Origin of the sequence: Mesorhizobium sp. Root695, assembly GCF_001428185.1 — a bacterium.
Classification (GTDB): domain Bacteria; phylum Pseudomonadota; class Alphaproteobacteria; order Rhizobiales; family Rhizobiaceae; genus Mesorhizobium.
In genome coordinates this window covers 152,618-173,656 of the sequence record NZ_LMHO01000045.1, presented here as the reverse complement: position 1 = coordinate 173,656, position 21,039 = coordinate 152,618, and the positions used below count along the sequence as shown (strand labels likewise).

The 21,039-nt window shown below is 62.4% G+C and carries 21 protein-coding genes; 10 read left to right on the top strand and 11 right to left on the bottom strand.

Annotated features, from left to right (window positions below; all coding sequences use genetic code 11):
* Nucleotides 1-62: 62 nt before the first annotated feature.
* Nucleotides 63-1,007: a carbohydrate kinase family protein gene (locus tag ASD99_RS30015; protein ID WP_057145887.1), complete on the bottom strand. Its 945-nt coding sequence runs from the start codon at nucleotides 1,005-1,007 to the stop codon at nucleotides 63-65.
* Between the two features lie 281 nt (nucleotides 1,008-1,288).
* Here ASD99_RS30015 and recA point away from each other — a divergent pair, with 281 nt between their 5' ends.
* Together recA and alaS are read left to right on the top strand one after the other, a co-directional pair.
* Nucleotides 1,289-2,386, top strand: a complete 1,098-nt coding sequence (gene recA, locus ASD99_RS30010) for a recombinase RecA (protein WP_057145834.1) — start codon at nucleotides 1,289-1,291, stop codon at nucleotides 2,384-2,386.
* Nucleotides 2,387-2,680: 294 nt separating this feature from the next.
* Complete coding sequence (alaS, locus tag ASD99_RS30005; protein WP_057145833.1) at nucleotides 2,681-5,347, top strand: alanine--tRNA ligase; 2,667 nt, start codon at nucleotides 2,681-2,683, stop codon at nucleotides 5,345-5,347.
* 272 nt (nucleotides 5,348-5,619) lie between these two features.
* Here the strand turns inward: alaS and ASD99_RS30000 are convergent, their stop codons facing one another.
* Both ASD99_RS30000 and ASD99_RS29995 read right to left on the bottom strand, forming a co-directional pair.
* Entirely contained in the window at nucleotides 5,620-6,246 is a 627-nt protein-coding gene (locus tag ASD99_RS30000; protein ID WP_057145832.1) for a glutathione S-transferase family protein, read from the bottom strand.
* Between the two features lie 12 nt (nucleotides 6,247-6,258).
* Nucleotides 6,259-7,470, bottom strand: a complete 1,212-nt coding sequence (locus ASD99_RS29995; RefSeq protein WP_056594320.1) for an NADP-dependent isocitrate dehydrogenase — start codon at nucleotides 7,468-7,470, stop codon at nucleotides 6,259-6,261.
* Nucleotides 7,471-7,706: 236 nt separating this feature from the next.
* Here ASD99_RS29995 and ASD99_RS29990 point away from each other — a divergent pair, with 236 nt between their 5' ends.
* From ASD99_RS29990 to ASD99_RS29980, 3 genes are all read left to right on the top strand, one after another.
* Nucleotides 7,707-8,609: an RNA methyltransferase gene (locus ASD99_RS29990; RefSeq protein ID WP_162256734.1), complete on the top strand. Its 903-nt coding sequence runs from the start codon at nucleotides 7,707-7,709 to the stop codon at nucleotides 8,607-8,609.
* A complete protein-coding gene (murI, locus tag ASD99_RS29985; protein ID WP_057145830.1) occupies nucleotides 8,602-9,402 on the top strand; it encodes a glutamate racemase in 801 nt (266 codons plus the stop codon). The genes ASD99_RS29990 and murI overlap by 8 nt, the downstream gene beginning before the upstream one ends.
* A 69-nt stretch (nucleotides 9,403-9,471) precedes the next feature.
* The gene (locus ASD99_RS29980) at nucleotides 9,472-9,660 is read left to right on the top strand and encodes a DUF3008 family protein (protein WP_057145829.1); all 189 of its coding nucleotides are present in this window, start codon (nucleotides 9,472-9,474) and stop codon (nucleotides 9,658-9,660) included.
* An 85-nt stretch (nucleotides 9,661-9,745) separates the two neighbouring features.
* Here ASD99_RS29980 and ASD99_RS29975 read toward each other — a convergent pair whose 3' ends face one another.
* Nucleotides 9,746-9,961, bottom strand: coding sequence for a hypothetical protein (locus ASD99_RS29975; protein ID WP_244482998.1), 216 nt, complete (start codon nucleotides 9,959-9,961; stop codon nucleotides 9,746-9,748).
* Between the two features lie 375 nt (nucleotides 9,962-10,336).
* Between ASD99_RS29975 and rpsD the strand changes: the two genes are divergently transcribed.
* The 4 genes from rpsD to ASD99_RS29955 all read left to right on the top strand — a co-directional run bounded on the left by rpsD (nucleotide 10,337) and on the right by ASD99_RS29955 (nucleotide 13,279).
* On the top strand, nucleotides 10,337-10,954 hold the full coding sequence (gene rpsD / locus ASD99_RS29970; protein ID WP_023759539.1) for a 30S ribosomal protein S4: 618 nt from the start codon (nucleotides 10,337-10,339) through the stop codon (nucleotides 10,952-10,954).
* Between the two features lie 147 nt (nucleotides 10,955-11,101).
* Nucleotides 11,102-11,995: a tRNA 2-thiocytidine(32) synthetase TtcA gene (ttcA, locus tag ASD99_RS29965; protein WP_057145828.1), complete on the top strand. Its 894-nt coding sequence runs from the start codon at nucleotides 11,102-11,104 to the stop codon at nucleotides 11,993-11,995.
* On the top strand, nucleotides 11,985-12,812 hold the full coding sequence (locus ASD99_RS29960; protein WP_056594338.1) for an inositol monophosphatase family protein: 828 nt from the start codon (nucleotides 11,985-11,987) through the stop codon (nucleotides 12,810-12,812). The genes ttcA and ASD99_RS29960 overlap by 11 nt, the downstream gene beginning before the upstream one ends.
* Before the next feature lie 62 nt (nucleotides 12,813-12,874).
* Nucleotides 12,875-13,279, top strand: a complete 405-nt coding sequence (locus tag ASD99_RS29955) for a hypothetical protein (RefSeq protein WP_056594340.1) — start codon at nucleotides 12,875-12,877, stop codon at nucleotides 13,277-13,279.
* A 53-nt stretch (nucleotides 13,280-13,332) separates the two neighbouring features.
* Here the strand turns inward: ASD99_RS29955 and ASD99_RS29950 are convergent, their stop codons facing one another.
* The 6 genes from ASD99_RS29950 to ASD99_RS29925 all read right to left on the bottom strand — a co-directional run bounded on the left by ASD99_RS29950 (nucleotide 13,333) and on the right by ASD99_RS29925 (nucleotide 19,929).
* Nucleotides 13,333-14,601 (bottom strand): multidrug effflux MFS transporter, encoded by a 1,269-nt coding sequence (locus tag ASD99_RS29950; protein WP_082525716.1) that lies wholly within the window; start codon nucleotides 14,599-14,601, stop codon nucleotides 13,333-13,335.
* Between the two features lie 171 nt (nucleotides 14,602-14,772).
* A complete protein-coding gene (gene grxD, locus ASD99_RS29945; protein WP_056594343.1) occupies nucleotides 14,773-15,108 on the bottom strand; it encodes a Grx4 family monothiol glutaredoxin in 336 nt (111 codons plus the stop codon).
* 183 nt (nucleotides 15,109-15,291) lie between these two features.
* Nucleotides 15,292-15,525, bottom strand: coding sequence for a BolA/IbaG family iron-sulfur metabolism protein (locus ASD99_RS29940; protein ID WP_010909092.1), 234 nt, complete (start codon nucleotides 15,523-15,525; stop codon nucleotides 15,292-15,294).
* Nucleotides 15,526-15,650: 125 nt separating this feature from the next.
* Complete coding sequence (locus ASD99_RS29935; protein WP_056594346.1) at nucleotides 15,651-16,163, bottom strand: hypothetical protein; 513 nt, start codon at nucleotides 16,161-16,163, stop codon at nucleotides 15,651-15,653.
* Nucleotides 16,160-18,391 carry a phosphoribosylformylglycinamidine synthase subunit PurL gene (gene purL, locus ASD99_RS29930; RefSeq protein WP_056594348.1) on the bottom strand — a complete coding sequence of 744 codons (2,232 nt, stop codon included), beginning with the start codon at nucleotides 18,389-18,391 and terminating at the stop codon, nucleotides 16,160-16,162. Before purL ends, ASD99_RS29935 begins: the two co-directional genes overlap by 4 nt.
* A gap of 119 nt (nucleotides 18,392-18,510) precedes the next feature.
* A complete protein-coding gene (locus ASD99_RS29925) occupies nucleotides 18,511-19,929 on the bottom strand; it encodes a PLP-dependent aminotransferase family protein (protein ID WP_057145827.1) in 1,419 nt (472 codons plus the stop codon).
* A gap of 92 nt (nucleotides 19,930-20,021) precedes the next feature.
* On the opposite strand from ASD99_RS29925, the gene ASD99_RS29920 reads away from it, so the two are divergent.
* Nucleotides 20,022-20,273, top strand: a complete 252-nt coding sequence (locus tag ASD99_RS29920; protein ID WP_057145826.1) for a DUF1127 domain-containing protein — start codon at nucleotides 20,022-20,024, stop codon at nucleotides 20,271-20,273.
* Between the two features lie 123 nt (nucleotides 20,274-20,396).
* Here the strand turns inward: ASD99_RS29920 and ASD99_RS29915 are convergent, their stop codons facing one another.
* Nucleotides 20,397-21,038, bottom strand: a complete 642-nt coding sequence (locus ASD99_RS29915; protein WP_057145825.1) for a Pr6Pr family membrane protein — start codon at nucleotides 21,036-21,038, stop codon at nucleotides 20,397-20,399.
* Between the last annotated feature and the right edge of the window lies 1 nt (nucleotide 21,039).

Sequence of the window (21,039 nt, the reverse complement as noted above, 5' to 3'; positions counted from 1 at the left end):
CCGGAGTGCGGCGCGTCCATCGGGACGCTTGGCAACACTGCGGCACTAAGAATTTGCCGGTCTCATGCCACTTCCTGCGCTTCCGGCACAAGAGCCAGCGCTTCCGCGAAGCTTGCCGTGGTGAATTCGGGAACGGCGTTGGAGCTTTCGATGGCAAGCGTCGCCGCGGCAATGCCTTCGCGCAGGGCCACCCGCAACGGCAGGCCGCGCAGCAAGGCGGCGACCGTTGCGCCCGCCAGCGCATCGCCGGCGCCGGTGACGTCAGCGACCTTTCTTGGCGGCGGCGGCAGGATCGAGAAGGCGCCGGCCTCATCGAAGCCCAGCATGGGGCCGCCGCCCGCCGTCACCACGCCGCTCTTGAGCCCCGCGCGTCTCAGCCCGTCGACGATGTCTTGCGGGGAAGTCGTGGCGTCCAGGGCTGCCAGTGCGACCGCTTCGCGCCGGTTCATGAAGACGACGGCCAGATTGCCGAGCACCGGCTTCAAGCGCACGATCTTGGCCGGCGAAACGGCAATGGCGAAGACGGGTTTTCCGGCGGCAAGCTGAATCAGCCGTTCCAGTGCCGCCGTCGGCAGGTTGGCGTCGCAGAAGACGGCATCGGCGGCAGCGATCACCTCCCGGACTTTGGAGCGCCTGATCTGCTTGGGAAAGGCCAGGTCATAGAGCGCCATGTCGGCAAAGCCGACGATCAGCTCCCCCTCGCGGTCGATCAGCGCCGTATAGCTCGGCGTGGGGCGGTCAAGGAACACGGCCGACAGGTCCGCAATGCCTGCCTCGGCGATGGCTCGCGAAACGGTGTCGGCAGCGGCATCGCCGCCACGCACCGACATGAGCGACGCTGAGACGCCGCGGTGCACGGCACTGCGCAGCGCGTTGAAGACGCCGCCACCGACATCCTCGCGCATCGTGCCGGGATTGGAGGCGCCAGGCACGTAAGCGCCGGACACCTTGCCGCGCCGGTCGATATGGGCGCCGCCTATAGCCAGTATTTTCGCGGATTTCAGCATGCCGGCGATATGACCTTTGTTATTCCAGCCGCACAAGCGCTAGGCTGCTTGGCGAAGCTTCGCATGCAAGGCAGCGATTCGGCAGATCGAAACAGCCGAGCCGTCTTGCCCAATGCGGGATGCATCGTGGAGCGAGATCGTGAGACAAAAAAAGAACAAATCCGGATAGTGATTGTTTTTCAGATATTTGATCCCTCTTGCCAAACGAGAACAAAAAAGGTACAAATTGGCAGGGATTACGGATTGTCCGGCCTTCATTGACGACCAAGGGGTGATGTATCATGGCTCAGAATTCTTTGCGGCTGGTAGAGGACAAAGCGGTGGACAAATCAAAGGCTCTGGATGCGGCGCTGTCGCAAATCGAGCGGGCTTTCGGCAAGGGCTCGATCATGCGGCTCGGCGCGAACGAGCAGGTCGTCGAGATCGAAACGGTGCCGACCGGCTCGCTTGGCCTCGACATCGCGCTTGGCGTCGGTGGCCTGCCGCGCGGCCGCATCGTCGAGATCTACGGGCCGGAAAGCTCGGGCAAGACGACGCTGGCCCTTCACACCGTGGCCGAAGCCCAGAAGAAGGGCGGCATCTGCGCCTTCGTCGATGCCGAGCACGCGCTTGATCCGGTCTATGCCCGCAAGCTTGGCGTCGATCTGGAAAACCTCCTGATCTCGCAGCCCGACACCGGTGAGCAGGCGCTGGAAATCTGCGACACGCTGGTGCGCTCCGGCGCCATCGACGTGCTGGTGGTCGATTCGGTGGCGGCACTGACGCCACGCGCCGAAATCGAAGGCGAGATGGGCGATTCACTGCCCGGCCTGCAGGCCCGGCTGATGAGCCAGGCGCTGCGCAAGCTGACCGCTTCGATCTCGCGTTCCAACACCATGGTCATCTTCATCAACCAGATCCGCATGAAGATCGGCGTCATGTTCGGTTCGCCCGAAACCACCACCGGCGGCAACGCGCTGAAATTCTACGCTTCGGTGCGCCTCGATATCCGCCGCATCGGCTCGGTCAAGGACCGCGACGAGGTCGTCGGCAACCAGACCCGCGTCAAGGTGGTCAAGAACAAGCTGGCGCCGCCCTTCAAGGTGGTCGAGTTCGACATCATGTATGGTGAAGGCGTGTCCAAGACTGGCGAACTGGTCGATCTTGGCGTCAAGGCCGGCGTGGTCGAGAAGTCGGGCGCCTGGTTCTCCTACAATTCGCAGCGTCTCGGCCAGGGCCGCGAGAATGCCAAGCTGTTCCTGCGCGACAACCCCGACACCGCGCGCGAGATCGAACTGGCGCTCAGGCAGAATGCCGGGCTGATCGCCGAGAAGTTCCTTGAGAATGGTGGTTCTGAAGGTGGCGACGACGGGTTCGAGGAGGAATCCGGCGCGATGTGACAGCCTCGCGCGATGTCGGCCGGAGTTCGGCCATAATCGCATTCTATTATCTCGGGCTTATGTAATCGAGTTCCGCGTTATTGCGTTTTGAAACCGCCGGCCCTGGGCCGGCGGTTTTGCGTTTTGGCGGCGAAACGAGGCCGGTTCGAACAGCTGGCAAAGGCTGCGGATTGGACCACTTCCGTGTTTCTGGACAGGGTGAAGCGCGGCGGCTAAAAGGCCAAGTCCTATCTTCTAAAACGCAGAGCCCATTTCCGCCGGTTCGCCGGCGGCTCTTCCGAAAAGGCATCATTCATGAGTGGCGTGAACGAAATCCGGTCGACATTTCTCGACTACTTCCGCAAGGAGGGTCACGAGATCGTCGCGTCGAGCCCGCTGGTGCCGCGCAACGATCCGACGCTGATGTTTACCAACGCCGGCATGGTGCAGTTCAAGAACGTCTTCACCGGCCTTGAGAAGCGGCCCTATTCGCGTGCCTCGACCGCCCAGAAGAGCGTTCGCGCCGGCGGCAAGCACAACGACCTCGACAATGTCGGCTACACAGCGCGCCACCTGACCTTCTTCGAGATGCTCGGCAATTTCTCCTTTGGCGACTATTTCAAGGAGCGCGCCATCGAGCTTGCCTGGAACCTGATCACCAAGGAATTCGGGCTGAACAAGGACAAGTTGCTGGTCACCGTCTATCACACGGACGACGAGGCTGCCGGCTTCTGGAAGAAGATCGCCGGCTTTTCCGACGACCGCATCATTCGCATCGCGACCTCGGACAATTTCTGGGCGATGGGCGACACCGGACCTTGCGGGCCGTGCTCGGAGATCTTCATCGACCGCGGCGAACACATCTGGGGCGGCCCTCCCGGCAGCCCGGAAGAGGACGGCGACCGTTTCCTCGAATTCTGGAACCTGGTGTTCATGCAGTATGAACAGGTGACGAAGGACGAGCGCATCGACCTGCCGCGCCCGTCGATCGACACCGGCATGGGCCTGGAGCGTATGGCGTCCATCCTGCAAGGGGTGGAAAGCGTCTTCGAAACCGATCTGTTCCGTCATCTGATCGACGCCGCCTCGTCCGCCATCGGGCATGGTCCCGACAAGGAGACGGTTGCGTCCTACCGCGTCATTGCCGATCATCTGCGCTCGTCCTCCTTCCTGGTGGCCGATGGCGTGCTGCCTTCGAACGAAGGCCGGGGCTACGTCCTGCGCCGCATCATGCGCCGCGCCATGCGTCATGCCCAGTTGCTCGGTGCCAACGAACCGCTGATGTGGAAGCTGGTGCCGGCGCTGGTGCGAGAGATGGGCCAGGCCTATCCGGAACTGCTGCGCGGCGAACAGTTGATCACCGAGACCCTGAAGCTCGAGGAGACCAGGTTTCGCAAGACGCTGGTGCGTGGCCTCGGCCTGCTCTCCGAGGCGACGGAAACGTTGCATGCCGGCGACATGCTGGACGGCGAAACGGCTTTCAAGCTCTACGACACCTACGGCTTCCCGCTCGATCTGACGCAGGACGCGCTGCGCCAGCGCAGCATTTCGGTCGATCTTGCCGGCTTCACCAATGCGATGGAGCAGCAGAAGGCCGAGGCGCGCAAGCATTGGGCTGGGTCTGGCGACGCGGCCACCGAGACCATCTGGTTCTCCGTGCGCGAGAAGGCGGGCGCCACCGAATTCCTCGGCTACGAGACTGAAGCTGCCGAAGGCATCATCCAGGCGCTTGTCCGGGACGGCAAGACCGTCGACAGCGCCGGCAAGGACGATGCGGTGGCGATCGTCGTGAACCAGACGCCGTTCTATGCCGAGTCCGGCGGCCAGATGGGCGATACGGGCGTTATCTCGGGCGAAGGGTTCTCGATCGAGGTCTCCGATACGCAGAAGAAGGCTGATGGGCTGTTCGTCCATGTCGGCAAGGTGGCCAGCGGCACCGTCAAGACGGGCGCTGCCGTCGAGCTGAAGGTCGACCATGCCAGGCGCTCCAGGCTGCGCGCGAACCATTCCGCGACGCATCTGATCCATGAGGCGTTGCGCGAGGTGCTGGGCAGCCACGTTGCGCAGAAGGGCTCGCTGGTGGCGCCTGAGCGCCTGCGCTTCGACATTTCGCACAACAAGCCCATTTCACCGGAGGATCTCGAAGAGGTCGAGCGCATGGCCAACGAGATCGTCGTGCAGAACAGCCCGGTGTCCACGCGTCTGATGTCGGTCGACGATGCCATCGCCGAAGGCGCCATGGCACTGTTTGGCGAGAAGTATGGAGATGAGGTGCGTGTCGTTTCGATGGGTACCGGCGTGCACGGCGCCAAGGCCAACCGGCCCTATTCGGTCGAGCTCTGCGGCGGCACCCATGTCAGGGCGACCGGCGATATCGGTCTGGTGCGCGTCGTGTCGGACAGCGCGGTCGCCGCCGGCGTGCGGCGCATCGAGGCGCTGACCGGCGAAGCGGCGCGCAAACATCTCGACGAACAGGACAGGCGTCTAAAGGCGGCCGCAGCCGTGCTGAAGATTTCGCCGGCCGACGTGCCTGCGCGTGTCGAAGCGCTGCTCGATGAGCGCAAGAAGCTCGAAAAGGAGCTGACCGAGGCGCGCAAGAAGCTGGCGCTGGGCGGCGGTGCAGGGGCTGGTGCGCCGTCGGAGAACGAGACGGTGGCGGGCGTCGGCTTCCTCGGCAAGGCGGTTTCCGGTGTCTCGCCGAAGGACCTGAAGCCGCTGGCCGATGCCGGCAAGACCTCGCTCGGTTCCGGCGTCGTCGTCTTCGTCGGCGCCGGTGAGGACAACAAGGCCAGCGTCGTGGTCGCCGTCACCGATGATCTCGTCGGCCGCTTCAGCGCCGTCGACCTGGTGCGCGTCGCCTCCGCCGCATTGGGCGGGCAGGGCGGCGGCGGTCGACCTGACATGGCGCAGGCCGGTGGCCCCGACGCTTCCAAGGCCAATGATGCGATTGCAGCGGTGAGGGCTGCGCTGGAGGCCGCCTGACGTCCGAATCAGCGAAGCCTTAAGCCAGGCGCCAGGTTCTCTAAGGGCAGCGCTGCCCCTCATCTGGCAGCCCCTTCTCCCCGTGAACGGGGAGAAGGGGCTGCCATCGCGGCTTTCGCCCGTTTTTAGCGTTGAACAATGGCCGCGGATGCGGCGGCCAGATGCTTTCTCCCCGTTTACGGGGAGAAATGCCCGGCAGGGCAATGAGGGGCAGCGCCTGCCTCGGTAATTATCGTGCTTTGGGACAATTCACGGATAAGCCAAACCTCAGATCACTCCGTTTTTTCGGTGCGCAGAAAGCTCGCCCGCCCGGCAATGCGCGTCCACCAAGCCTGGATCTCGGGAAATTCGGCCAGCAGGCCTTGTCCCTCGGCGACCTTGACGAAATAAGCGATGATCGGCGCTGCGTGCAGATCGGCCAGTGTCAGCCCATCGCCCAGCAACCACGGTCCCGGCGCTTTCAGCGAGGAGAGCGTCTGAAGCGCTTTGCTCGCCTGTGAAAGCCCGCTGGCAATCAGCCTCTCGTCGGGCGCCTCTTTCTTCAGCCGCTCGACGGCGACATCCCAGACCATCGACCTGTAGGCATAGGCATCGAGCATGCCGATGATCTGGTTCATGGTTGCGCGAGCGCGGGCATCCGTTGGCTGGAGAGCTGGGCCTGCAAAAACCTCGTCGACATATCTGGCAATCGCGCTCGTCTCGAAGAGCCGAAACCCGTCATGCTCGAAGGCCGGGATGCGGCCGAACGGATGGTGCTGGAAATACCAGGCGGGAATGCCCTCAGTGGCAAAGACATCGACCGGCACAAGCTCGTAGTCGATGCCTTTCTCCGCGAGCACGAGGCGGACGATGCGCACATAGACGCTGTAGTTCGCCCCGTAGACGATGGGCCTGCCCATCTTGCTTGCCTGTTACGCCATCGCCTTCTGCAGGTTCTCGTCGATCTTGTCGAGGAAACCGGAGGTCGAAAGCCAGGGCTGGTCGGGGCCGATCAGCAGCGACAGATCCTTGGTCATGAAGCCGGACTCGACGGTCTGGATGCAGACCTTTTCCAGCGTCTCGGCAAAGCGCTTCAACTCGGCATTGTCGTCGAGCTTGGCGCGGTGCGCGAGGCCACGCGTCCAGGCGAAGATCGATGCGATCGAATTGGTCGAGGTTTCCTCGCCCTTCTGGTGCTGGCGGTAATGGCGGGTGACGGTGCCGTGCGCGGCTTCCGCTTCCACCGTCTTGCCGTCCGGCGTCATCAGTACCGAGGTCATCAGGCCAAGCGACCCAAAACCCTGCGCCACCGTGTCGGACTGGACGTCGCCATCATAGTTCTTGCAGGCCCAGACATAGCCGCCCGACCATTTCAGGCTGGAGGCCACCATGTCGTCGATCAGGCGGTGCTCGTACCACAGCTTCTTCGACTTGAACTCGGCCTCGAATTCAGCCTCGTAGACCTCCTGGAAGATATCCTTGAAGCGGCCGTCATAGGCCTTGAGGATGGTGTTCTTGGTCGACAGATACACCGGATAGTTGCGCAGCAGGCCGTAGTTCAGCGAAGCGCGGGCAAACTCGCGGATCGAATCGTCGAGATTGTACATGGCCATGGCGACGCCGGCGCCGGGCGCGTCGTATACGTCGTGCTCGATCACCTTGCCGTCCTCGCCGACGAACTTGATCGTCAGCTTGCCCTTGCCGGGAAAGCGGAAATCGGTGGCGCGGTACTGGTCGCCGAAGGCATGACGGCCGACGATGATCGGCTTGGTCCAGCCGGGCACCAGGCGCGGCACGTTCTTCATGATGATCGGCTCGCGGAAGATCGTGCCGCCGAGGATATTGCGGATGGTGCCGTTCGGCGACTTCCACATCTTCTTCAGCTTGAACTCCTCGACGCGCTGCTCGTCGGGGGTGATCGTCGCGCATTTCACGCCGACGCCGTATTTCTTGATGGCGTTGGCCGAATCGATGGTCACCTGGTCGTTGGTGGCGTCACGATGCTCGATGCCGAGGTCGTAATATTCGAGCTTGAGGTCGAGATAAGGGTGGATCAGCTTGTCCTTGATGAACTGCCAGATGATGCGGGTCATCTCGTCGCCGTCGAGTTCGACGACCGGGTTCGCCACCTTGATCTTCGCCATGGAAAGAATGCCTCGTTGCTGGAAAATGGGACGGCCTTGCCCGCGTGGCGTTGGGCCGGGGATGCCGCCCGTATATCAAAGCGTTTTTGGCCACGCAAACGGCGATCGGTCACGAACGCGAGGCGATAACCTTTGTCATTTGCGAATGCTTCATTTTCGCGGCCGAATATGGCAGGGGACGCTGAAATGCCGCAAACAGCAGTTCATTGACAATCATGCCAGCCACTGAAGACGCCATGACCATTCCAGCCACCGGCCCGGCGATCATCCTGGTAGAGCCGCAGCTCGGCGAGAACATCGGCATGGTCGCTCGCGCCATGGCCAATTTCGGCCTGTCGGAGCTGCGTCTCGTCAACCCTCGAGACGGTTGGCCGAGCGAGAAGGCGCGCGCGGCGGCCAGCCGCGCCGATCATGTCATCGACGCTGTCACCGTCTTCGACGATCTGGCCTCGGCACTCGCCGACCTGAACTTCGTTTTCGCCACCACGGCCAGGCAGCGCGACGGCTTCAAATCCGTGCGCGGGCCGGTGGAAGCGGGCAGGGTGCTGAGGACCCGTCACGCAATGGGCCAACGCACCGGCATCCTGTTCGGACGCGAGCGCTTCGGCCTCTACAATGACGAGGTCGGGCTTGCCGACGAGATCGTCACCTTCCCGGTAGATCCTGATTTCTCCTCGCTCAACATCGCCCAGGCCGCGCTGCTGATGTCCTACGAGTGGATGAAGTCCGGCCTCGAGGATGAGACCAAGACCAATTTTTCCGGTCCGGACATGAAGCCGGCAAGCAAGGAGGAACTGCACGGTCTGTTCGCCTATCTGGAAGGCGCTTTGGAAGCACGCGGCTATTTCCGGCCGGCACCGAAGAAGCCGAAGATGATCGACAATCTGCGCGCGGTGCTGACGCGCGCCGGTTTTGCCGAACCGGAGCTGAAGGTGCTGCGCGGCATCATCTCGTCGCTCGACCGATTTTCGCCGGCGATGCCGCGCGGCGATGGCTCCCCTGGCGATGATCCACGGCGCCTGCCCGCGGCCGCCGCGCGTGCCCGCAAGGCGGAAGTGGTGGATCGCCAGCCGCCCGATGCCAATGGTGACGACAATGACACGCCGCCGCTGGGTGGCAGGGGAACTGACAATGACTGAGCGGCCGATCCTGATGTTCGATTCGGGCATCGGCGGGCTTACCGTGCTGCGCGAGGCGCGCGTGCTGATGCCCGACCGCCGCTTCATCTATGTCGCCGACGACGCCGCGTTTCCCTATGGCGCTTGGGAGGAGCCAGCGCTGAGGGCACATATACTCGACTTGTTCGGCAAGTTGCTTGACCGGTTTGCGCCAGCCATTTCGGTCATCGCCTGCAACACCGCCTCGACGCTGGTGATCGATGCGCTGCGCGAAAGATTTCCCGGGCATCCTTTCGTCGGCATGGTGCCGGCGATCAAGCCGGCGGCGGAACGCACGCGTTCAGGACTGGTTTCGGTGCTGGCGACGCCTGGCACCGTCAAACGCCAGTACACCCGCGACCTGATCAGCAAATGGGCGCAGAAGTGTCATGTCCGGCTGGTCGGCAGCGACAGGCTGGCGGGGCTTGCCGAAGTCTATATGCGCGAGGGCTTCGTCGACGAAGAGGCCGTCCGCGCCGAGATTGCGCCGTGCTTCGTCGAACATGATGCATTGCGTACGGATATCGTGGTGCTCGCCTGCACACACTACCCCTTTCTCGCCAATCGCATGCGCAAGACGGCGCCTTGGCCGGTCGATTGGCTCGACCCCGCTGAAGCGATTGCGCGTCGGGCACTTTCGCTTCTTGCGGATATTGATCCGACCGGCCGTGGCGAGAAACTGCCGGAAGGCCCCGACCTTGCTGTCTTCACATCGAACAGAGCCGATTTCCCTACCCGCCGCCTGATACAGGGGTTCGGGCTGGCAATGTCCTGATATTCGGAAGTATCGGGAACATCACCGCGGTCGCTACGTTTTTCTCCTGATGCAACGGGAGAAGCGATCATGCCTGCCACCTCAAAAGCCCAGCAAATGGCCGCCGGTGCGGCGCTTTCCGCCAAGCGCGGCGAGATCAGGAAGGGCGAACTCAAGGGTGCTTCCAAGGAAATGTACGAATCGATGAGCGAAAAACAGCTCGAGGAATTCGCCGAGACGAAGCGCAAGGGCCTGCCGGAAAAGAAATCGAAAGACTAGGGTTAAGCATCCGGAATCAAATAGCCCGCAGCCAAAACCGCGGGCTTTGAAATGATCTGTCGACCGCCTGAGACCGAACCGGAGCTTACCAACGCGCCCAGCAGCGCCTGACCTTGTAGCGGATGACCTTCTTGTGGCCGTGCCGCCAGACAACCTTCTTCTTGACCACGATGCGGCAGACCTCGTGATGCCGGTGGCCATGCCAATGCCGCGCCATTGCCGGCTCCGGCGTTATGACCGCCATGGATCCCGCCAACACCGCGGCTCCCGTCAGGGTAAGGAAGAACTTCTTCATGTTCATGCGAATTGTGGCTCCTCTGCTCCAGTCCCTTCCCAATGCCGTGGCGCAACCTCCCGCCACTTCCGGCACCGCCCTTAACCCCCAAACGCTATATCGTCGCCATCGCCAAGGCCAGCCGCCAAGCTTGACACCGGTTAAATCTCCGTTTAATCAGCGCGCCAACACCGGGCCGCAATGCCCGGTGGTTTTCTTTATGTGCGCAAGATGCGTGGAACTCAATTCTACTATCTTGTTTGAACTGACGTGTCCCGTGGGTTTTCCGCCGCGTTGCGTGGGAAAACCCTGTCAGGTCTCGAAAACGGAGGCCAGAGGAGGGCGCGTTTCCTTCACCCGGACCATGAGGTTCCGGGTGTATTGTTTTGAAAAGGGAATGCGATGAGCAAGCGCGAATCCGCGAAGTACAAGATCGACCGTCGTCTTGGCGAAAACATCTGGGGCCGCCCGAAGTCCCCGGTCAACAAGCGTGAATACGGCCCCGGCCAGCATGGCCAGCGCCGCAAGGGCAAGCTTTCCGATTTCGGCCTGCAGCTGCGCGCCAAGCAGAAGCTGAAGGGTCACTATGGCGACGTTTCGGAAAAGCAGTTCCGCAAGGTCTATGAGGAGGCTGACCGCCGCAAGGGCGACACCTCGGAGAACCTGATCGGCCTGCTCGAGTCGCGTCTCGACGCGGTCGTCTACCGCGCCAAGTTCGTGCCGACCATTTTCGCCGCCCGTCAGTTCGTCAACCACGGCCACGTCAACGTCAACGGCAAGCGCGTCAACATCGGCTCGTATCGCTGCAAGCCGGGCGATGTCGTCGAAGTGCGCGAAAAGTCGAAGCAGCTGGTCATCGTTCTCGAAGCGGTCGGTCTCGCCGAACGCGACGTGCCGGATTACATCGAAGCCGATCACAACAAGATGGTCGCGACCTTCTCGCGCATCCCCGGCCTGGCGGATGTTCCGTTCGCCGTGCAGATGGAACCGAACCTGGTCGTCGAATTCTATTCGCGCTAAGCGAACGCGTTTTGCGATACCAAGCAAAGGCCGCCCCTCGAGGCGGCCTTTTCTTTGTCTGCCTTTTCTTTGTCGGCCATCTCCGCTAATTCCGGGGCGCAACGAAGCGCCGGACAGTCGTTGCTCCCGGATTTTGGAACTGACGCCATGAACATGCTGCCAGACGCCGAATCGCTTGAACCAGCCAGCGACATCGAGGGCGGCTTCCATCCGCTGTTTGCCGATGTGCCGTCCTCGGTCGAGTTCAACAAATTGCGCAAGCGGCTGCTGCGGCTGACCCGACAGGCGATCGAGGATTTCTCGATGGTGAAGCCCGGCCAGCGCTGGCTCGTAGCCCTCTCGGGCGGCAAGGATTCCTACGGCCTGCTCGCCGTGCTGCTCGACCTAAAATGGCGCGGGCTGCTGCCGGTCGACCTGCTGGCCTGCAATCTCGATCAGGGCCAGCCGAATTTCCCCAAACACATCCTGCCGGACTATCTCGACAGATACGCCATCCCGCATCGCATCGAGTATCAGGACACCTATTCCGTCGTCACCGACAAGCTGCCTGCGGGCAGCACCTATTGCTCGCTCTGTTCGCGCCTCAGGCGCGGCCATCTCTACCGCATAGCGCGCGAGGAGGGGTGCTCGGCGCTGGTGCTCGGCCACCATCGCGAGGACATTCTCGAAACCTTCTTCATGAACCTGTTCCATGGCGGCCGTCTCGCCGCCATGCCGCCAAAGCTGCTCAATGACGAGGGCGACGTTATGGTGCTGCGGCCGCTGAGCTACTGCGCCGAGGTCGACCTCGAGAGATTCGCGGCCGCCATGCAGTTCCCGATCATTCCCTGCGATCTTTGCGGCAGCCAGGAAGGTCTTCAGCGCAACGCCATGAAGGCGATGCTTGAGGACATCGAAAAGCGCATGCCCGGCCGCAAAGATACGATGCTGCGCGCACTGTCCAACAGCAGGCCGTCGCATCTGCTCGACAGAAAGCTGTTCGATTTCGCGGCGCTCAACGAGACCCTCAGCACAAGGCTAGACATATCCGATGACATTTGACGACACCGCGATCGACTGGCTCGCTGGCCTTCTGTCCGACGCCGCAATGGCCGAGATCATGCCGCGCTTTCGCCGGCTGGGCGACGGCGATATCAGGCAGAAGACCTCGGCCGCGGATCTGGTGACCGAGGCCGATGTCAACGCCGAGCGGCTCATCACCGCCAGGCTGCGCGAGCGTTACCCCTCGGCGATGGTCGTCGGCGAGGAGGCCTGTTCCGACAATCCAGCGCTGTTAAACGGGTTGGGCGATGCCGATCTGGCTTTCGTCATCGACCCGGTGGACGGCACTTTCAACTTCGCCTCCGGCGTGCCCTTGTTCGGTGTCATGCTGGCGGTCGTGATCAAGGGCGAGACCGTTGCCGGCATCATCCACGATCCGGTCGGCAAGGACTGGCTGATCGGCGCCAAGGGCGCCGGCAGCCATATCAGGCATGCGCATGGCAGCATCGAGAGGGTGCAGGTCACGGCACCTGCACCGATTTCGGAGATGACCGGCTCGGTCTCCTGGCAATATATGCCCGAGCCGGAGCGGTCGCGGCTGGCGCGCAACCAGACGAAGATCCTGTCGCAATTCGCTTATCGCTGCGCGGCGCACGAATACCGCCTGTTGGCGAGCGGCCATGCCCACTTCGTCGTCTACAACAAGCTGATGCCGTGGGACCATCTGGCCGGCGTGCTGATTCATGCCGAGGCTGGCGGCCATGCCGCGCGCTTCGACGGCAGCGCCTATCTGCCCTCGCATCTCGGCGGCGGCCTGATTGTCGCGCCTGATCGGGAAAGCTGGCACGAATTGCGCCGCGAACTCTGGGCGAAATAGGATCAATTTCCGCGATCAGCTGAAAGAGCGATGCAATCTCACGCAAATCCGGAGGCTCTCGAATGAAACCTCGATTCGCAGTCGTCGCAGCGGCTCTTGCCGCCCTGTTTGCCAGTTCCTACGAAGCAAGCTCGCTAGAGCGCACCTGTCGCAGTCCCGATCCCGTCGACACGATAAAGGAGATGTCGGACGCTATCTATGCTTGTTGGAAGCCGCCGCCCGGAACCGCCGGCATGTCCCTAACGCTGCGGTTCTCGCTTCGCCGCAACGGCACACTGATTGGCAAGCCTCGCGCCACATATTCCGATCTGCGGAGCGATGCCCAGCTCAGCCGGGCATTCGTGGCTTCAATCCTCAGGGCACTCGATGAAGCCCTGCCATTGCCCTTTTCGGACAGCATGGGCGAAGCAATCGCGGGGCGTATGCTTGCCCCTCGCTTCACGGCGGCCCTTGAAGGTGCGTCCTGATGCGTGTCGCCTAAAAGTGGCCCCGGGACAACGACACGTGCAAAAACAACAATTCAGTGCAAGTCGGTAATGTGTCCTAGAACGGGTGGGTTCTGCGGCTGGAACATCTTGCCGCGCTCGGCGATGAAGATCATCAGCAGCGCTGCGACCGAGACGCTGCAGAAGCCGGCCGCCAGCGGCGTCACCGTGCCGTTGAAAGCCTGACCGATCAGTGTGCCGAGAATGCCGCCGAGAAACGTCTGCATGAAACCCAGTATGGACGATGCCGTGCCGGCCAGTTGGCCGAGCGGCTCCATGGCCAATGCATTGAAATTTGCGCCGAGCGCACCGAACGGAAGCATGGCGCTGGCAAAGAAGGTGATGAACAGCCAGAGCGGCATCTTCATTTCCAGCGAAACGACCAGCCAGGCAAGGCTGATGACCAGAAACAGCAGCAGCGCGCTCTGCGACAGGCGGCGCATGCCGATACGGCCGACAAGGCGGGAGTTCAGAAAGTTGGAGAAAGCAAGCACGCCGGCAACTCCGGCGAAGATGACCGGGAACATTTCGCCGACGTTGAAGATGTCGACGTAGATCTGCTGCGCCGAGGCGATGAAGCCGAACATGGCGCCGAAAATAAAGGTGCTGGCGAAGGCATAGCAGATCGCAATGCGGTTGGTGAGCACGATGCGAAACCCACCGACAATGGAATTCAGGGTCAGCGGCCGGCGATGTTCGGGATGCAATGTCTCAGGCAGGCGCAGCAGCGACCAGGCCGAGACAATGAGCGCACCGAAGGCCATGGTGACGAAGATCCAATGCCAGGTCGCAAGCAGCATGATGAACTGGCCGATGCCGGGAGCAATGACCGGTATCGCCATGAACACCATGAAGATCAGCGACATCACCTCGGCCATGCGCCGGCCGTCAAACGTATCGCGCACGATCGAGACGGCGATGACGCGGGTGGCGGCCGCACCGATGCCTTGCACGGCACGGCACAGCAGAAGTGTTTCGAAGCTTGGTGCAATGGCCGCCGCCGCGGCCGCGGCGACATAGATCACCAGCCCTGCGACCAGCGGTGCGCGACGGCCGAAGCGATCCGAGATCGGCCCGAAGAACAGCTGTCCGCCGCCGAAGCCCAGAATATAGGCGGTGATCACATATTGCCGGTGGTTCTCATTTTCGACGCCAAGCGAGGCGCCGATCTGCTGCAAAGCCGGCAGCATGATATCGATGGCCAGCGAGTTCAGCGCCATCAGCGCGGCGCACAAGGCGATGAATTCCCAGCGTGGAATGGGTAGTTTGCTTGCCGATTGCGGCGCTGATTTTGGCTGGTCCACGGCAAGTCCGATCTTTCAAACGAAAATGCGCCGGCGGGCCGGCGCATTTGGCTCGTCTTGGTCCTGGGGGCAGGACATAAAATTGCCGAGGTGGCGCTGCCCTGGCGTTTGGTGCACGTGACCCGAAACCGTACGGCGGCTTCAGGCGGACGACATGCACGAAAACAGGAATCAGGCGGCGCCTTTGACGCCGACGCCCTTCTCGACAAGGAATGTCTGGAGTTCGCCCGCCTGGAACATCTCGCGGATGATGTCGCATCCGCCGACGAATTCGCCCTTGACGTAGAGCTGCGGGATCGTCGGCCAGTTGGAATATTCCTTGATGCCCTGGCGCAGTTCGGCGGAGTCCAGAACGTTCACGCCTTTGTAGTCGGCGCCGATATAGTCGAGGATCTGGACGACCTGGCCGGAAAATCCGCATTGCGGGAAACCGGGCGTGCCCTTCATGAAAAGGACGACGTCGTTGCCCTTCACTTCGTTGTCGATGTAGTCGTTGATACCGCTCATGGAATATCCTTTCCCGCCTGTGGGAGTCAGGCTCGAAACATATCCTTCAAATAAACCCAACGATTGCTCGAAACAAGACGTTAGCCGCGCCGTGGCTGAAATGGCGCAAAGGATGGGCCGTGTTGGGCCAAGCGGCTGTCGCAACACTGATTCGGGTGGTTGCGGTCTATGTTCCGATGCGGGTCAGTCAGGAACGCTGGTCTGCAAGGCGAGTGCGTGCAACACCCCGCCCATGTTGCCCTTCAGCGCGTCATAGACCATCTGGTGCTGCTGGACGCGGCTTTTTCCCCGAAAGCTCTCGGCCACCACCTCGGCCGCATAGTGGTCGCCGTCGCCGGCGAGATCGCGAATCGTCACCTTGGCGTCCGGAATGCCGTCCTTGATCAGTTTTTCGATGTCGTGGGCGTCCATTGCCATGGCAAAATCCTGTTTCGAGCGGCCGGTAGCCGGCCATAAGATGAGAGTCGGACGAGCCTAAGGCCTTTCCGGTCCGGATTGAAGCCGTTCTGTCCCGCCAACAGCCAGACGTTTCGGAGAAAGATCTAGGCCGGTGGGCTTGCTTCATCCTCGACAACGTCCTCGCGCGTCGAAAACGAGCGGCCAAGGCTGAAGGCCAGCACATAGAGCGGCACGTTGAGCACGAGGCTGACGATGGGGAGATAGCTCGTCATTTGCCAGAACGGCGAGAAGTACGGTTGTCCGTAGCCGTCGCAGACAAGCGAGGAGCCATACTCCCACAACGCCCCTACAACCACCGCGCTGGCAAAAAGCTTGATGCAGGTGAGGATATGCCTTGCCCGTGCCGGATCCGGCGCCAGGCGGCCCCAAAGCACCAGGCAGACGATCGGGACCGCGTAGGTGAGGGTCTGCAGCGCCAGCATCGGGATGGCGCTGTTGGCCGCGGCAAGGAACTGCGCGCGCGTTTCCAGCCGGGCGCAAACCTCGCTCGAGGTCGTCGACAGCAGGAAAAAAACGAACGGCCCGAGGAACCAGAAGAAGAACAGCGACGGCCAGAAGACAACTGCAAGCAGTGCCCGAGCAGCCAGTGTGGTCAACTGGCCTGATCCATGAAGCGGGGGAACCAGCCTTCGTGGGCCGTGGTCAATTCGCTGACCGGGATTGCCCGCGCCTCGCCAAGCTTCAGCACGCTGCCGCCGGTCGAGCCGATCCACGGCGCGAAGATGCCGAGTTCGCTCTGCTGCTTGCGAATGGTGTCCCATTCATCGCCATGCGGATCGATCGACAGCGTCAGGAGATAGCGGCCCTGGTCCTCGCCGAACCAGACCGGGATGGGGTCTGTGCCGATAAGCCCGGGAACGGTGGCGCCGAGGCCGGACGCCATCGCCATTTCGGCCAAAGCCACGGCGATGCCACCATCGGAAACGTCATGCGCCGCCGTGACGATGCCGGATGCGATGAGAGCGCGCACATGGTCGCCGACGCGCTTTTCATGCTCGAGGTCGACCGGCGGCGGCGGGCCGTCCGTGCGGCCATGGATGTCACGCATATAGACCGACTGGCCAAGATGCGTACCCCAGGAGGCAGGCGCGCCGACCAGCAGGATCATCTGGCCCTCGGCCGCAAAGCCGGTTCGCACCATCTTGGACCAGTCGGCGATCAAGCCGACGCCGCCGATTGTCGGTGTCGGCAGAATGCCCTGGCCGTTGGTCTCGTTGTAGAGAGAGACGTTGCCGGAGACGATCGGGAAGCCAAGCGCGCGGCAGGCATCGCCGATGCCTTTCACCGCTCCGACCAACTGGCCCATGATCTCGGGCCGTTCCGGATTGCCGAAATTGAGGTTGTCGGTGGCGGCCAGCGGCAGCGCGCCGGTGGCGGTCAAATTGCGCCAGCATTCGGCCACCGCCTGCTTGCCGCCCTCATAGGGGTCAGCCTCGCAATAGCGCGGAGTCACGTCGGAGGAGAAGGCGAGCGCCTTGGTCGGATGACCTTCGACGCGGACCACGCCGGCATCGCCGCCGGGAAGCTGCAGCGAATTGCCCTGGATCAGCGTGTCATACTGCTCCCAGACCCAACGGCGCGAGGAGAGATCCGGACCGCCGAGCAGCTTCAGCAGCGCATCGGCAACATCGGCCTGCGGAACGTCATTGGCGGCCAGCGGCGTCGGCTTGTTCGGCTCGACCCATGGGCGGTCATATTCCGGAGCCTTGTCGCCGAGATCCTTGATCGGCAGGTTGGCGACCTCGTCGCCCTGGTGCAGCACGCGGAAGCGCAGATCGTCGGTGGTCTTGCCGACGATGGCGAAGTCGAGCCCCCATTTGTGGAAGATCGCCTCGGCTTCCTTTTCCTTTTCCGGGCGCAGCACCATCAGCATGCGCTCCTGGCTTTCCGAAAGCATCATTTCGTAGGCGCTCATGCGCTCTTCGCGCACCGGCACCTTGTCGAGATCGAGCTCGATGCCGAGGTCGCCCTTGGCGCCCATTTCGACCGCCGAGCAGGTGAGTCCGGCCGCACCCATGTCCTGGATGGCGATGACGGCACCCGAGGCCATCAGTTCGAGGCAGGCTTCCAGCAGGCACTTTTCGGTGAAGGGGTCGCCGACTTGCACGGTTGGGCGCTTTTCGTCGATCTTGTCGTCGAATTCGGCCGACGCCATGGTGGCGCCGCCGACGCCATCGCGGCCGGTCTTGGCGCCGAGGTAGACAACCGGCAGGCCGACGCCCTTGGCTTCCGACAGGAAGATCGCATCGGTCTTGGCAAGGCCCGCCGCAAAAGCATTGACCAGGATGTTGCCGTTGTAGCGAGCGTCGAAATTGACCTCGCCGCCGACCGTCGGCACGCCGAAGGCGTTGCCATAGCCGCCGACGCCGGAAACCACGCCTGAAACGAGGTGTCTGGTCTTGGGATGGTCAGGTGCGCCAAAGCGCAGCGCATTCATCGCCGCGATCGGCCGCGCGCCCATGGTGAAGACGTCGCGCAATATGCCGCCGACGCCGGTCGCCGCACCCTGGTAGGGCTCGATGTAGGACGGGTGGTTGTGGCTCTCCATCTTGAAGACGACGCAGTCGCCGTCGCCGATGTCGACCACACCGGCATTCTCGCCCGGTCCCTGGATAACCCGCGGACCGGTGGTAGGCAGCGTGCGCAGCCACTTCTTCGAGGATTTGTAGGAACAGTGCTCATTCCACATCGCCGAGAAGATGCCGAGTTCGGTGAAGCTCGGCTCGCGCCCGACAAGGTCGAGAATGCGCTGGTACTCGTCGGGCTTCAGCCCGTGCGCGGCAATGAGCTCGGGGGTGATCGGCACGGAATTGGAAATGGTCATGGGCGGCGATTTATATCCTGGGGCGTTGGGATTTGAGTCCCGTCTTATCGCAAGCTTTGAGGCCGATACACCCATGGATTGACGAAAACCGACCGAAAACCGGACATAGCCACAGTGAGTCAGGAGAAGCTGTCGTAGCCGGCACGGCCTTCATCGAGAAGTCGCCGGATCACCGCAACGCCTTCGGCGATATCCTTGCGTTGTCTTGGCTGCGAAACGCCGAAGCGGACGCCATGGAAAACCTGCTCGGAACGGCCGGCCTTGAACTCGTCCTCGTCGTCGATCAGCACGCCATGCTCGAGGCAGGCTTTCTTGAAGGTGCCGGAAAGCCAGGGGTCGGGCAGAGTCAGCCAGACAAAGGGCACCCTGTCATGTGACTTGAACGCGAAGCCGGCCAAAGTCTCGCGAACGATGGCGACGCGGGCGTTGATTTCGGCGATGCTGCGCTTGCGTATCTCATCGGCCTGGCCCGACAGCACCAGCCTTGTATTCACCTCCGCCAGCAGGAAGGGCATGCCGCCGGTCATCATCTTGTGGGCGACGCGGATGCGGTGGCGGTAGGCGGGCGGGCAGGAAAGCCAGCCGCCGCGTACACCGGCTGCGACCGACTTCGACAGGCCGCCTGCGACAATGGTTCTCTCAGGGGCATATTCGGCCAGCAACGGCGTCGGATCATCGGTCAGATTGCCGTAGAGGTCGTCCTCGATGAGGACGACATTGTATTCGCGCGCGACACGCGCGATCGCCTCGCGGCGCGCCGCCGACAAGGTCACCAGCGTGGGATTCTGAGCCGTCGGCATCAGGAAGATCATCTTCGGATGCTTTTGCGCGCAGACGCGCTCGAAATCCTGGGGATCGATGCCTTCGTCGTCCGACGCCACCAGCGCGGTGCGGCGGCCAATCAGTCCGGCGCTACGGGAAATCTGCGAGTAGGTGAGGTGTTCGAAGGCAACATAATCGCCAGGGGTGGTGAGCGCCGCGATCGCCGCCATCACCGCGGCATGCGTGCCGAGCGTGGGGACAATGGTGTCGGCATTCGGGCGAAACGAATTGCGCGCCAGCCAGCGGGCGCCAGCTTCGTACCAGCGGTCGGGAAAATCCCGCGTGTAGCTTGAAATCTCATGCGGATGGTCTTGTGCCGTGCGCGACAGGACATCGGCGACGATGGCGCCCTGGCCAATATCGGGAGCGGCCGTACTGTCGAAACGCAGTTTGCCTCTAGGCGCGTCGATATAGCGTGTGCCTTCCGCGCTGACGTCCGGAGCCAGCAGGTCCGGTTTCGCCCCATCGGCGCGCTGGCCGAGCACATAGGTTCCACGCCCGACTTCGCCGCTCACCAGCCCACGCTCGCGCAGCAATTGATAGGCCCGGCCGACCGTGCCGACGGTGGTGCCGATGTCGTAGGCGAGGTCGCGTTGCGGCGGCAGCTTTGCGCCGACGTCGATCACGCCCCGGTCGATGTCCGTTTCGATGGAAGCCGCCAACCGCTGATACAGCGGGCCGGAGCCGGCGGTGAGATCGGGGAGCCAATTTGTCATGGTGACAATTTTCTATATTGCACCCGTATATGAGTCAATACATATCGGTTGGGTGCCAAAAAGGGTACAATTTGAAATTCTGGTAGAAGAAAATGAATACAATCGTGACAATCCGTCATACGAGAGCCGAATTAACAGGCCAATTGACACGTCCATCGGGCCGGAGCGGCTTTGTCAGCCGTCTGGTGCGCCTGGTCAGGTCGCTGGCGAGATGGATCGACCATCTGCTGGAGCGCCGCCGCAGCCGGCTGGCGCTGCTGGAAATGACCGATGATCAGCTCAAGGATATCGGCGTCTCGCGCTGCGATGCCCACCGCGAGGGCATCAGGCCGTTCTGGGACTGAAAGCCAAAGCAATTCCAGGAAAAGTGTGAAACGGTTTTCCCGGGAAAAGCGCGTAGCGCTTGGGAATTGCGCCAAAACAAAGAGTTAGAGCGGTTCGCCGTTTCCTTGAAACGGTGAACTGTTCTAGCGGAGTGTTGATGCCCTGGTGGATGCAACGCCATGGTCCACAAGGACGGCGACCACGCACAGCACGAAAAAAAGTCCGGTGATGGCCGCGGCCGAGATGGCGACGCTGGTTGCGCCGTTCTTGGCGACATCGAGGAAGGGGTAGGGCACCTCGCCGGCAAACGGCGCCCGCGCCAGCGCATAGGCCAGATACGCGACGGGATAGACCATCCACCAGGAAATGTCGCTCCAGCGCGTGCGGCCGTCAGCGCCTGATATCAGCCACCACAGCACGAACAGCACCGGCGTCACATAATGCAGCACGACGTCGCAGAGCAGGAACAGTCCCTGCGGCTGCCAAAGCCGTGCCAGGACCGTTGCGTAGATGATGAAGACCAGCGCGATCGAAACGGCAACGCCGGCCCGCATCCGTGTCCCGGCGAAAGCGGGCAGCCACGCATAGCCTGAGGGCGACAGCAGCGACGTATGCACCAGCACCGCGCCGATGTTGGTCAGGATGGTGAAGAAGCTAAGCAGGAAGACGATGGAGCCAAGCAGGCTGCGGCCAGCTTCCATCGACGCCGGAACGGTGATGCAGAACTGCAGCACAAGCCCGGCCAGGCCGATCACCAGACCCATAATCTGCAGAAACCGGCCCATC